This window comes from Sarcina sp. DSM 11001 (assembly GCF_900101015.1).
Classification (GTDB): Bacteria; Bacillota; Clostridia; order Lachnospirales; family Lachnospiraceae; genus CAG-791.
Map to the genome: position 1 here is coordinate 1 of NZ_FNFZ01000049.1, position 13,988 is coordinate 13,988.

General features: G+C 48.1%; 8 protein-coding genes and 2 pseudogenes. 4 read left to right on the forward strand and 6 right to left on the reverse strand.

Translation table 11 applies throughout. The features are described 5' to 3' along the window. Positions 1-766: transposase (locus tag BLT02_RS16095; protein ID WP_139187712.1), on the forward strand; the 766-nt coding region annotated here is incomplete at its 5' end. Between the two features lie 42 nt (positions 767-808). Next, the gene (locus BLT02_RS16100) at positions 809-1,366 is read left to right on the forward strand and encodes a site-specific integrase (RefSeq protein ID WP_175453900.1); all 558 of its coding nucleotides are present in this window, start codon (positions 809-811) and stop codon (positions 1,364-1,366) included. Between the two features lie 345 nt (positions 1,367-1,711). Here BLT02_RS16100 and BLT02_RS16105 read toward each other — a convergent pair whose 3' ends face one another. Next, positions 1,712-5,032 carry a leucine-rich repeat protein gene (locus tag BLT02_RS16105; RefSeq protein ID WP_092997895.1) on the reverse strand — a complete coding sequence of 1,107 codons (3,321 nt, stop codon included), beginning with the start codon at positions 5,030-5,032 and terminating at the stop codon, positions 1,712-1,714. Between the two features lie 617 nt (positions 5,033-5,649). Between BLT02_RS16105 and BLT02_RS16115 the strand changes: the two genes are divergently transcribed. Next, positions 5,650-6,051 carry a DNA-3-methyladenine glycosylase I gene (locus BLT02_RS16115; RefSeq protein WP_092997901.1) on the forward strand — a complete coding sequence of 134 codons (402 nt, stop codon included), beginning with the start codon at positions 5,650-5,652 and terminating at the stop codon, positions 6,049-6,051. 447 nt (positions 6,052-6,498) lie between these two features. Next, positions 6,499-7,572 (forward strand): J domain-containing protein, encoded by a 1,074-nt coding sequence (locus BLT02_RS16120; protein ID WP_175453901.1) that lies wholly within the window; start codon positions 6,499-6,501, stop codon positions 7,570-7,572. Between the two features lie 42 nt (positions 7,573-7,614). Here BLT02_RS16120 and BLT02_RS16125 read toward each other — a convergent pair whose 3' ends face one another. The 5 genes and pseudogenes from BLT02_RS16125 to tnpA all read right to left on the reverse strand — a co-directional run. Continuing rightward, positions 7,615-9,540: a peptide ABC transporter substrate-binding protein gene (locus tag BLT02_RS16125; protein ID WP_092997907.1), complete on the reverse strand. Its 1,926-nt coding sequence runs from the start codon at positions 9,538-9,540 to the stop codon at positions 7,615-7,617. A gap of 40 nt (positions 9,541-9,580) precedes the next feature. Continuing rightward, positions 9,581-10,477 (reverse strand): hypothetical protein, encoded by an 897-nt coding sequence (locus tag BLT02_RS16130; RefSeq protein ID WP_092997910.1) that lies wholly within the window; start codon positions 10,475-10,477, stop codon positions 9,581-9,583. Positions 10,478-10,646: 169 nt separating this feature from the next. Further along, a pseudogene (locus tag BLT02_RS18150) lies at positions 10,647-10,784 on the reverse strand (DUF3502 domain-containing protein); the annotation flags it as partial. A 501-nt stretch (positions 10,785-11,285) separates the two neighbouring features. Then, positions 11,286-13,070 carry an MATE family efflux transporter gene (locus tag BLT02_RS16140; RefSeq protein WP_175453902.1) on the reverse strand — a complete coding sequence of 595 codons (1,785 nt, stop codon included), beginning with the start codon at positions 13,068-13,070 and terminating at the stop codon, positions 11,286-11,288. Between the two features lie 731 nt (positions 13,071-13,801). Then, a pseudogene (gene tnpA, locus BLT02_RS16145) lies at positions 13,802-13,988 on the reverse strand (IS200/IS605 family transposase); the annotation flags it as partial.

Sequence of the window (13,988 nt, forward strand, 5' to 3'; positions counted from 1 at the left end):
GTACTCGACCAGGCAGGCGATGCACAATAACATTTCCAGGATCATTAAACTTGGACCAGTCCAGTTTCCCGATGTGACCAAACAGGCAGTGTCCAAAGCGCGGCAGGGCATTATGCCCTCCCTGTTCAGGGAGCTCTTCGACCTTTCCGTAGACAACTTCAAAAAGTCTGCTCTGCTAGGAAAACTCTGGCGTGGCAAAGAAAAGGTTTTTGCTGTAGACGGTTCTAAGATCCAGCTTCCGGACTCAAAGTCGAATTTCGAGACATTCGGGGAAATGTTCAGCAGGGAAAATCCGGAAAAGCGCTGGTCCCTGGCGCTTGCATCATTGATTTACGACGTCAACAACGATTATATCTGCCATGGACTCCTCCGTCCGTATCTTTCGTTGGAGCGCAGGGCAGCCCTTGACCACTGCAGATCTCTGGAATCCCTTGGGATCCTCAAAGGTGCTGTCATTATATTTGACCGCGGCTACTATTCCCAGGCCATGTTCCGCTACTTCTCGGAAAACGGATATAAATGCGTCATGCGGCTGAAAGAGAACCTCAAGCTGGTAAAAGAGTGCAAAGGCGACTCGCTCCTCTCTATAAAGTTTAAGGACGCAGCCTCCGGGCAGCTCGTCAGCATCCCTGTACGCGTCCTTTCCATCGACCTGGGCAACGGCACTACGGAATACCTTGCCACCAACCTGTTTGACAAAGCGTATACCGCTGAGGATTTTAAAGAGCTCTATTTTATGCGCTGGAACCTTATGCCGATATTTTAGAAATGCTGATTCTTGGCGTTCTAAAGTATTGTATTCAACGCATTGTCAATTATTATCGGCATTTCTTACTATGAGGATGTAACTGTCATCCTTGTAGAAAGGAGGCCGAGAATGAAAGTTCCAAACCAACTGTTGAAACCATTGACAGAGCAACTCATGAAGGAGGTGATGCTGTACGGCATACTGGAAATATCCACTGAGCAGTACCAGTATGTATGTAATTCCATTCTGAGGTTCGCCGAATCTGCCGGATATGACACTTATTCCAAGGAATTGATGGAATCCTATATGAAACACATCAGCAGACGTGTCTCTCTCAAAGAGATATGCCCGGAATACCATCGGCGCATTATCCCTGCATACTCCGAGGAAGAAATCTGTGGTATTGCCGAGTCTTCCGACACGGATGATGCCTTGGGTAAAAGGGACCATGCCATCATACTCCTTGCGTACTGCACCGGCCTTCGCGGAATCGACATCATTGGCATCAGGCTTTCCGATATAGACTGGCGCAACTGCAGAGTGTCTGTTGGAAACGCAGGTGGAAACGCAGGGACGGTCCTTTCGTTTCTGTCCCTTTGTTTCAAATGTCAAAAATGAAACACGGGGACAGATACAAAAGGACCGTCCCCATGTTTTCCATGGGGTAGAAAAGCCTTTTCTTCAGGTTAAACTCCGTTTTGCTTTACAATTCTGTTATGTAACAAAATATTACGCCCCGGATTTTTACCCCCCTGAAAAACCCCGGAGAGTATTTCTACCCCCGGGGTACTGTTTTGCCATTTGGTTTATTCAGTTTGTTAAATCAGTTTTTATTAATTATTTTATTCAGTGGGCTGACTTAGCTATTTCATACTTCAGTGCCATGACCTGCTGTTCGCAAACATGTCTGAATAAACTCCGCATCGCTCCACGCTCTGGCGCTCCCGCAATGCTTATTCATTTTCACTTACTGATCCTGACGGTCTTGACCGGGCTCCACTCGGACCAGTATAGTCTGTTGCCCACGATCTTATAGGCGCGGACCCTCACGTAATAGGTCTTTCCCCTCTTCAGTTTTTCGATGCGCTTGGAATCTTTACCACCAGACGCACTGTCCGTCCCATTGTCTGATGCAAAGGTTTTGCTCGTGCTGTACCTGATCTGATAGCCGATTGCCCTTGCGGTCTTGGTCCATTTAACAGTCATCACGGAGGAGGCGCTGTTTGTCACAGAAGTAAGTGCCGGTCTATCCACTCTGATCGCAATAACTGTTCTCGCCAGAGGGCTGTCTCCGGCAGGTCCCTTCGCCACCACCTTGTAAACGTACTTTTTCATGTTGGTATTGGCTTTTGTATCTTTGTAGGTGGTGGTACCTCCATCGTTGATGGTTTTAATCAGGGTGGAGTTGCGGTAAATCTTATAGCCTGTCGCACCGGAGATCTTTTTCCAGGTCAGCTTAATGCCGGTCACCTGGTTGGTTGCTTTCAGAGACGAAATTAATGCAGGGAGCACTTTAATCGTGACCGTCTTTGAGGCGGCATTGTACTGTGCAGTCGCGGCCGATGCCGCCGTGATCTTTACTGTTCCGGCTTTCTTTGCGGTTACTTTTCCAGTGGATTTGTCCACAGTGGCGATTGTCGTGTCGGAGGATTTGAACGACCTGGTCCCTTTGGCGCCTGTAACAGATACTGTCGTTGTTTGTCCGGCGAAGACAACCGGGGCTGAGGCCTTTGCCGTGATAGACTGGGCCGCCTTTGCTACGTTCACTGTGATCGTCTTTGAGGCAGCATTGTACTGTGAAGTTGCGGCCGCCGTGATCGTGATCTTTGCCGTTCCGCCGCTCTTTGCCTTGACTTTGCCTGTAGAATCCACTGTCGCAACTGCTGTATTGGAGGACTTATAGGTCAGTGAACCCTTATTTCCGGAAACGGTGATCTTTCCGCTGTTCGGATAGGTCAGGGACAGGTTGGAGGCTTTGATGGGCTGCAAGGCTTTTACAATGGTAAAAGTCAGCTTCTTTATACCACTATATTCGTTTATTCCATTGACGGTCACTGCAGCGGTTCCGACTTTAATATTGTTGCTGTAGGCGACTTCATAGTCTGTGCCTTTAGTCAACTGAGTTTCATTTAAAATGACAGTAACCTCCGGCTCCTGGGGAGATCCGGTATAGGTATAAGACTGGTCAGGAATCATTACAAAGGCCCCGCTCATAAATATTTTATAAGCTATTTTATTATTCTTAGCGTATTCCAGAGCCTTAGACCCTGAATAGCAGTAAATAACCAGGCCTACACATCCTTTAAACGCATTTTGTCCGATACTGGTGACACTGTCCGGAATCGTAATACTTTCCAGGTTGCCGCATGCCTCGAACGCAGACGAACCAATGCTGGTGACATTCTCCGGAATCGTGATGTCGGTCAGGCCCCAGCAGGAAAAGAATGCTTTTTCACCTATGCTGGTGACTGTGTCCGGAATCGTGATGCTGGTCAGGTTGCTGCAGTCGTCGAACGCAGTATTACCAATACTCGTTACTGAATCAGGAATAGTATAGACTTCCTCTCCCCCGCCAGGATAATAAACAAGAACAGTTTGATCAGAATTGAATAACACACCATCCTTCGAACTATAATTCTGATTTCCTTCTTCAACAAATATGTTCTCCAGGCTGGAGCAACCTGCGAACACATAATCCCCTATGTCGGTGACACCCTTCGGGATCGTGATGCTCCTCAGGTTGCTGCAGTGTTCGAACGCATAATTACCGATACTGGTTACACTGTCCGGGATATCGATGCTGGTCAGGCTGCTGCAGCTTAGGAACATACCAGAACTTATACTGGTGATTTTCTCCGAAATCGTAATGCTTCCCAGGCTCTCGCATTGTGTGAACGCTCCATCTCCGATACTGGTTACGCTATCAGGAATCGTAATGCTTCTCATGCTCTTGCATTGTCCGAACGCTCCATCTCCGATACTGGTTACGCTATCAGGAATCGTGATGCTCGGAAGGCTGTCGCAGCCGAAGAACGCATCATCACCGATACTAGTGACGCTATTCGGGATATCGATGCTGGTCAGGCTGAAGCAGCTGAACGCATAATTACCGATACTGGTGACTCCATCTTCAATTATTACCGTGCTAATAGTATTTTCCTCATATGGTCTGGTAGAGAGTTCGTAATCATACATCGCCCCCGTTCCGCTGATGGTCAGGATCCCTTCCTCCAGCGTCCAGGTGAGATTCTCTCCGCATGTCCCGCTGCCCTCTGCGGCCATAGCGCCATCTTCTTGGACTGTCTCTTCTTCCTCTGAAGACCCAATCAACTCAGTCTGTGCATCTCCATCTGAGACTATGGCACCAGAGGATTCCTCGCTGGCTTTCTCCGCATCTTCATCTGCATAATCCGCTTCCTGGTCAGACGCGACAGCCTGCTCATTCTCATCTATAATCTCAGGATCTGTATCAGCTTCAGCAGCCTGATTTTCATCGGCGAAACTTTCTTCTGCCGTCCCATTATTCCGGGCGTCCTGGTCGGTCTCTGATTCTTCTGCTGCCTCTACTTCATCGGAGTCCTGATTATAGTCATGATTATTCTGAGATCCTTCTACTGCCTCAAAGTCCCCGACATCCTGAGATCCTTCTACTGCCTCAGAGTCCCCGGCATCCTGAGATCCTTCTGCTGCCTCATCTACTTCCCCGAAGTCCTGTGAGGCATCGATCTGGTCAGTATTTTCTTCAGCAATTTCCTGACTCTCAATGTCCCCAACGGACGAATCCTCAGCATCCCAAACAGCATAAAGGACGCAGTTATCTAAAGGGGTGTATTCTTCCTCTGCCTGCGATACCAGTTCTCCGTCTCTCTCCAGACTCCATCCTGCGAAGACCATGCTCTGTCCATCCAGATTTGTAAACACAGGAGATGCCGCGACAGTCCCTCCAACAGAGATCTGCTTACTTATCACTTCCGCCTGTTCAACTATCTCACCAATGGCATCATCCCATTCATTTTCAAAATACCCGCCATTGGCATCGAGGGTAACAGTGAAATATTGTTCTGCCGCTTCCTCTCCCTGAAGCGCAGTATCCTCACCTAATTCTTCAGTGGACATTTCTTCTGAAAGCGTATCTTCCATATCCTCTGCCGCTGTTTCCGAAGTCTGGCCAGTATCTGCCGGAAATTCTGACGCCAGGACAGTCCCGGGAACTGCTCCGACTACCAGCAGGCCGGACAGGAACATGGCTGCTATCCGATTTGTCAGCTCTTTCACTTTTCTCATAATAATCCCTCCGCTTTGTATATGTCAGTGTGGCTATAAAAAAGCGCAAACAAACCTGACTGGCAGATCTACAGATCCGGCAGATTTGTATGCGCATAGTATACTTAGTCTATATGTCCTAACACCGTCATAGTGCTCTCTTCCATATGCCAATCATCATTTTGCAAAATCTAAAAACAATTATAAATGCGTGATAATTTAGAGTCAATCAATAGTATGTCCCTGGTTTGTATCGGATTTATGAAAGAAAAACCTGGATTTCCGGATTTCATTAAGATGTGCCCTCTGGGTGATCGATACCGCTTTCGCCCGAACGGTGACTTTATGCTGCTGTTTTACTGCGACAGGGCAAAAGGACTGTATCTTCCGGAAACAGTTACACATCTTTACTCTGGCATTTTCTGAATGACCGGCATATACAACCACCTTCGTCCCATGATATCTGCAGCTGTGCAGCTGCGAAGATTTAAAACGTTTCGACGACACCGCTTGAATGTGATATGATTTTTACATCTGAACAGAAGGATTGATGAGTATACAGAATACAATACGGGCCTTCTTGTTTAGGCTGAAGCAAAGGCTGCGGGAAGGAATATCGGGATTTGTGAGGATACATAATGGAAAAGAAAAGATGCAATTTTAGCTTCGGCACAAAAGAATATCATGTTTCGGAGAAGTTCCTCCTCTATCACGATACCCGCTGGTGTAAACCTGAGCACCGGGACCAGGAATTATATGCAATGCTTGTTCTCGAAGGGATGCAGGCAGGTGTAAGTTGGAATCTGGTTCTCAACAAAGAAGAAAATTTCAGGAAGGCGTTCGACGGCTTTGACCCGCAGATTGTTGCCGCTTATGACGATGAAAAACTGGATGAGTTGATGCAGGATGCCGGAATTATTCGCAATCGCCAGAAGCTAAAAGCTGCGATAACAAATGCGCGGGCATTTCTGAAGGTGCAGAAAGAGTTCGGAACATTTGATAAATATATCTGGAGTTTTATTTTCCCGCCTATCATATGAATAAGAAACACTGGTATACGCTTTTTCTTGACGAAAGACTCTCGGATAACGAAATAGTCGACTTTATTGAGAAGAGCTATGTACTTGTAAACCAGTGACGACAGAACTGCAATTCCAGTTTTACAGAGGTAAGTTTAAGCGGCATATTGTCATTTTCCAGGCTGTAAAACCGCAGCACAGTTTAAAGATGCAAACAGACAGGTAAGAGAATATGTTAATAATAAATTTGGAATAACACCTGTCGGATGCTGCAGACCGAATCATAAAAAACTAACAGCCAATGATACTGCAATTGTCGTTTGCAATAAATCTTTCCGGGATCCGGGTTCCGGAAGCCGGGGAATACACCATAATTTAAAATCCAGTTGAACAAAACCACTGCGCCACAGTCCAGGCAGACTGCTGCGCAGCGGTTTTGTTCAATCGGGATTTACAGGAGGAATCACTTTGACGGAATCAGAAGCATATCGTGTTCTCGGCCTGCCTGAAAATGCAGGACCAGAGCACATTCGTACAAGATACCGGGAGCTGATCGTGCAAGTACATCCCGATAAAGTGAGAATGCGTTCCGCACAGAGCTCTGACTGGCCCTGCAGGAAAAGTGAAACAGACAGTCAGGAACATCAGGCCGCACCAGTTACCACCCCACATGACGCCAGAATAATCAACCAGGCATACAACCTCCTACAGCGTTCCTGGAGAAAAACAAGGAATTCCCGGGAAGCGCGTGCATCCTCCGACGGGCAGGATTTCCAGAAGAAAACAGCCCAATCTACAGGGAAATGGGACGCACCCTGCAACCCCTGTGCATATCACCCGCGTGAGATCTACTGCAGGGCAGAGGATGCGGAGGGATTACCCATCGGCATTTTTACAATCGCTCGTGGAAAATATCTATGGTCGCGGGATGAAGAGTTCCCTCTTTTTTTAAAAAGTATTTATCAGTGCGGATCAGAGCTTCTGAAGGAAGCGGATGTATCACAAAAAAGAGCGCCAAATGATTCTCGCCGCCAACGGGCACTGGGTGAGCTCACTTATCTTCTTGCCCAGCAGTTTATAGATGTCCGGTCCTCCCTGGACGAACTGGCAAAGGCTGTCACAGTCGGGGATAGTTCCGCAGACAGATCCACTGACAGGATATGGTTCCTTCCTGCCATGCTGGAATATGGTCCCCGCTCATCCCATGCCGGAAGAGAGCTGCCGAAGACTGGCGATCTGCTTTATCCATCAGAACTCCGCCGCCGTCGCCTGTTTTTGAAAGACGTTTCCGGGGAAGAACTTGGATATCTTTCCTTCCAGAATGACAGACTGTATTATATCGTTATCCCCCTGTTTGAACAGCGACGTGTTCAGGTCAGGATCCGGGTCAGCGAAGAACCTGCTTCACAGGGAAAAGGAAAAAACACCTCATTCTACCAGAACCTGGATCTTTACATCCGGCTTGATCCTTTACAGCATCAGTTCCTTCCTGAAAATCTGAATCTTCATATTGAAAAAATCCTTAAAGAGTATATTTCGTGAGCTGTACATGTTCAGCCGGAAAATGTATGGAGTTCCCCGTTTTTAGTCCACTGTGCAGTACATGAAGTATTTGAAGCCCAGAGGAGTGCTGAAGAAGCCTTTGACGCTGTCATCAAGCATGTACAGGTCGGTATAATAGTACAGGGGGCAGATGGCCCCTGTGCTCATGAGCAGGTCTTCTGCGCGGTGCATCAGCTGGTAGCGGATATTGGTGTCTTTGCAGGATTTGATATCGTTGATAATGACATCATAGGTCTCTGCCCAGGTGCCGTCTGTGACCTTAGTGTCATAGCCGAGGTCGGTCAGGTCAATGCTGTAGGCCCTGACATCCTTGTGCGCGCCCTTGCCGAACTGACAGTCGTTGTTGCCGGAGCTGGTGATCCACATGTCGAGCATGGCGATCGGGTCGTTGTAGGCGCACACCCAGCCGTTGCGGGCGATGGTATAACCGCCGGCTTTTCTGGTGTTGAGGAATGTGCTCCACTCCTGGTTCTCCAGCTTCATATTGATGCCTGCGGATGCCAGGGCGCTCTGCAGGTATTCGCCGATCGCCTTGTGGGCTTCACTGGTGTTGTAGAGGTAAGTCAGGGTTGGGAAGTTTTTGACCTTTTGGGCGGCCTCATCAAACTTATAGTATTTTTTGAGGATTTCGATGGCAGCAACGTAGTTGCTCTCCAGAGCATCCGGGGAGACATCATAGTATCCGGCAAAACCGTCGTTATGACCGGCATTGGCACAGAAGTCGGTCATGCCGTCCGCTTCTGTCAATCCGCTGGCGACGAAGGAGGAAGCAGGAGTCTGACCACCCTGGGCAATCTCCTCGACGATGTAGCTGCGGTCAAAAAGGAGGGCAATGGCTTTGCGGATCTCAGCGCGGGCTTCCTCAGCTTCCCTGCCTTTCAGGCCGGAATTTTTGGGAAGGATATCCTCGTTGACGTTCCAGCAGACATAATAGGTACCCAGCTCGCCGGTGACAAAGAACTCTTCGGGATACTTTTTCTTGAGAGAGGCGATCTCATTGGTCGGCACTACATCGATCAGCTTCCAGTCGCCGTTCTCGAAGTTGGTGAGCATGTTGTTGGAGTCGTCGGACAAATAGAAATTGATGGCAGGCATGGTGACCTTGTCCGCTTCATGGTAGTTTTTGTTCTTGACCATGGTGATGACGCTGTTATGCTGCCATGCGGTCATGACATAGGGGCCGTTGCCGATATAGGTAGAGGGATTTGTCGCCCAGGCTTCATTTGATACGATATCCTCGCGGACAGGCATGAAGGCAGGGAAGGCCAGAAGCTCATTCCAGTAAGTGACCATCTGCTTTGTAGTGACTTCCAGAGTCCTGTCGTCGACTGCCTTGACAGCCAGAAGCTCAGGATCGGGATTCACATATTCCATGACGGGATTTCCCCCTTCGTCCTTCTCGCCGGTTTCCTTTTCCTTTGTCATTTTGTCATAACCGGCGATCTGGTCAAACATATACCCATAATCGGAAGCTGTCACAGGGTCTGCTGCTCTCTTCCAGGAAAATTCAAAGTCCCCTGCAGTGACAGGCTGTCCGTCGGACCACTTGAGGCCGTCGCGCAGCGTGTAGGTATAAGTGACAGTGCCGTCTTCATTCTCTCTGCCTTCCACCAGCTCTTCCGCGCAGTCAGGCGCAATATTAAAGGAGCCATCCTCTTTCTGCTCCCACCTGGCCAGGCCGGAAAAGGCATGAAGAATCAGGGTAGCTCCATCGACCGTGCTGTTCAGAGCGGGGTCGATATTGTCGGGCTCAGAAGCGATACAGACATTAATACCGTTCCTGGCGATCAGGGATTTGTCGATAGCAGGTGCTTCTGTCTCCGCTCCTGCCCCTGTAGCAGCTTCCACAGCGTTTCCGCTTCCACCACCGTTTGCAGCAGAGCCGCCGCAGGCAGCAAGTCCGAGAAGCATTGCGGCACAAAGTGCCCATGCAACAGATTTTCTCATATTTTTCCTCCCCGGAATAAAAGAGCATTCAGTTTTTCATTTATTCAGCCGAGTGTTTTGTATAAATTACCAGTTGCTTGCTGGTACCTCCAATCCAGTCAATAAGCTGTTCTCTGGTATACACAGCATTCTTCTGATTGATCGTTCCGGAAGCTTTCATATGATACAAACTTCCATCAAAATAAAAGATCAGTCCGGAATGATACCCAGGCCAGTCAACCTGTTTTCCTTCGGCATCACGCCACTCATTCGAATGAACCTGTAACTGAACCAGTCTGCCCTCCCGGAGAGCATTGTCAATTTCATTTATTTCGGCAGGAGCGCGTGAAACTGTAAATCCATAATAATCATTGATATCTTCGCACTCATACGGTTCGAGATGATCTGTTTTTAATTCAGGATGGGCATTTACCAGCACATCGTAGACTTCATATATATGGTAATCTGTTCCATTGAAGATATTGACAGCTTCTTCATATGCCCCCAATGTTCCTCCTTTATGATGAACAATTTTTCCCTGCCATTCCAGATTACCGTTTTCTGACAAATGAATGCTCTCTCCGACAGTGAATGCATGCTCCAGATCAAATGTTACGGGTCTAATGTCAGAGCCGTCAGCAGCTGCGTCTTCGGGAGTCGGGCTGCTTTCCTTAACTTCAACCTCAACTTCCTCCCTGCCTTTCTCCTTAACTTCTTCCTTAACTTCCTCCCTGCCTTCTTCCTTAACTTCCTCCCTGCCTTCCTCCTTAACTTCCTTCTTAACTTCCGTGTGATTTTGCTTACTGACTTCAGGGACAGAGTTTCCGTCACGCGTCTGGTTGTCATGCATTTTTACAAATATAATAAGCAATACCACTATTGCCAAAATGACCAGGACAACACAGGGTCTTTTAACGGTTTTTTGTATTTCAGTTCTTTTTTTCTCGAGTTTTTCCAATTCATTTCCTCTTTTTTCACTGGGAGTCAATGGGGCTGGTTCTTTTTGACTCAGCCCCTGATGACCCGTAAGACTACGACTACGGCGCTCGCCGGGCTCTCCGAAGAGTGTGACGGGCTGGAGACAAAAACGATGCCAGAAAGTTTGATCTACTGACAGATCACTATAATCAATCGACAGTGCCATCGATACCCTCAATGATGTGTGCTGCCTGTTTCGCGAGGTGTTCGTCGAGCTGGGACTGGATGTCGTCGATCAGCTCCTGGATGCCGGCGGCTTCCATTTCAGCGTGCATTTTGGGAATGTGGTCTGGTGGGTTTGTCTTTTTTCATGGAATACCTCCGTATAGGACTATATTAGTCATTCCGGGGACATAATACAATTCGAAGAGGGGAAAATACGTGTACATATAATGCTGCGCACGGAAAGCAAAAAGCTCCGCATTGTTGAACCGCCGCGTGCAAGCGTTCCATGTCCACGCTCTTCGAGGGGGCGTGGACATGGAACATGGAAACCGCACAAAAAGAATTGAAACCGGTGAAATCTATTGACATAGAGAATTGCTTCTCGATAATGTATTAAAAGAAGGAACAGGCGTTAATGACAGTTGCATTGCATATGAATGAAACAGAGGATACCGGGTCCCTGCTTTTTCTATATGCGCCATTCCCGGCACATACAAAGAAGCGACACACACAAAGAAGCGGCACATACAAAGAAGCGGCAGCCGCAAATAATGCGGCTGCCACCCGGCAGTTTTTATTCTTCGGCGCGCAAGACTCGCTCGCGAGTCTTGAATCAGTTAAGATCACGTCTTTATAACCGCTGAGACGACATTCAGATGGAAGGCGTAACTGTACTTGATCTCTTTTGAAATGCGCTGCACCATGGTAACACCGATTTTCGAGAAGCTCTCTTTATCCGTCTCGAAGACCAGGGGATTGTAGGGCTCGTCATAGTTTCTGAGGACGATCTCGATCTTATCCGAATCGTGGAAAGCCTTGATGTCCATGTAGGACTTTTCGTTGGCAGTTCCGGATTCCGCCCGGTGAGCAAGATAGTCGGCGGCAATTTCCTCCATGCAGAGTGCGCAGAGGTAGGCCACCCTTGAGGGCGCTCCGTGTTCCAGATAGAATTTCTGGATATTCTCCGACACAAAAGAGATGTTCTCCGCGTCTGTAGGGATACTTACATCCAGCTCCGTCGGGCACTCCTGTTTTTTGAGTGCCAGTAACCGTTCCAGCGGCACGGGGAATTTACGGTTGATAACAACACATATGAGATAGAACACGATAAAGAAGGGGATAAATGTATATCCCATAGCCAGCCATATGCCGGTGATTCCGAATTGTTTTGAAAGCACCGGGATGAAAAGCGGATAGAGTATGCTGTCCGGTACCACCGCGAACAGCATGGCAAGCGAGAGCCTTCCGGTTGCCTCGTAAATGCTGTCGAAAACATAAATGACAACATATACCAGACCGCTTATGGCGGTCATGATCAGACCGGTGCGGCCATCGGGGTTGTCGCTTATATTGTAAAATCTGAGCAGCGGAGTCTGCAGAGCGATCAGGATCGCAGCCAGGACGGAAGCATAAACCAGACCGATCCTCAGGCAAGTATGAAATACTTTTTTGATGCCTTCATTGTCACGGCTTCCATGGAGAATACCGATGATCGGCTCTCCGGCCGTGAATACGCCGCGCCCGACCGTGCGGACAAGAGACAGGATGGTCTTGATGATGGTTACGAGGGCAAGCACAGCTGTCCCGCCGGTGAAAACGGAGAGAATAATATTATTGACCACGGACCCGCAGATGGAATCCAGCATATTGTCTGCAGAGGCGGGAAATCCCAGCCGCAGCATATCAAGAGCATCGGTGACATTCTTTTTATTGGGAGGATAAATCCTGTATTTGATGGAAATCTTCTTGTGCCGCATTGAAAAATATGCAACAAGTGTCTGCGCCAGAGTACCAAACGCGGACCCGAGTCCGATACCGGCGATTCTGTAATCGCCGCTGAGAATGGTCATGAATATAACGGAGGCCACGACATTGACGATAACACAAGTGCAGCTGGCAAGCGCAGTGTATGCCTGGTAGCCGTAGGAAGTCATTATCAGCTGTAAAGCGCTTCCGAGTCCAAATAAAAGAATCATCCAGCAGGCCGTGCGCAAATACAGACGTCCCATAACAACTGCTTCGGGGGATGCCTTAAGCGCGCCGGTAATCATTAATACTGAATCCGTGCAGAACAGGCAGATCGCCAGAAAAACCAGGTCCACGAGCAGCGTAAAGAAAATTGTGATGGAAGCGATACGCCTATAGTCCTCCATATCACCGCGCCCCATGGTCGAAAGCATCTTCAGAAAGCCGCCATGCAGGATCATGGCGGAAAATGAGATCATGAGTCCGATGAGGGGCATGCCCAGAGCCACGGCGGCTACAGCGTTGGATCCCAGAAAATGTCCCGATATGATGGGGTCTACCATAAAAGTCATGGACTGCACCAAAGTAAATATCAGACAGGAGGGCAGAACCTTCCTGACGGTACTGGCTGTCAATACATTAGATTGTAATTCTGTCTTCAAGATTATTTCCTCTCTTCCTTTAGTTATTGCACATATCAGGATTTCGGATATGTCGGAATATAATACCATTAATGCAAAGAATGCGTCAACGGGGAGTGCTCTTCCTGATTTATAATAAAAAGATACTGAAAAAGAGGCCATTGCCAGGAATTCTGAAAAAGAATTCCAGATGAGAAAGGCAGATCAATGTTTGAGTGGTTAAAGAAACTATTTGCAGGGAAAGATAAGCACCCGAAAACACAGGATTGGGGAATGATAACAAGAACATGTAAGATTTGCGGGAAGACCTTCACCCTTCCGGAGAATGTCCAGCATTGGCCGGACTGCTGCCAGGAGTGCAGGGCGAAACACCAGCCGGTAGAAAATATCACCAGAAAGTGCCGGAAATGCGGAAGAACTTTCACCTTCCCATCAAACTCCCGGAACTGGCCAAAATACTGCCCGGAATGTCAGGAAAAGCGTATATAATGTCTGGTTTATTGCCAGGATCATTTCATTATTAAGGCGGTTGGATATGCAAGGTGTGGGATGCCGTCAGCAGGTATGTCTATACGGGGCTGCAGGGGGCTCTTTCAGGGCGTCTTTTCTAATCACGAACCACCACTTCAAGTGGTGGTCTGATAAGCCCTATAAGGGCGATTGCGTGGCTGCCCTGAAAGGGCGATCTCGCAAGCCTGTTACTTGGCTACCCTTAGAAAGGGTTAATCGTTCCCTTTCCTAGACTCATCAATCTGTTTTTGAATATACTTTTTTACTGTTGCTTCATCTATATTGCCAATTGTCTCCACGTAGTAGCCTCGTGCCCAGAATTCCTTATCTCCCCGAGTCTTAAACTCCGGGTGTCGGTCAAAAACCATCAACGCACTCTTGCCTTTGAGGTAACCCATAAAGCTGGAGATACTGTATTTGGGTGGCAAC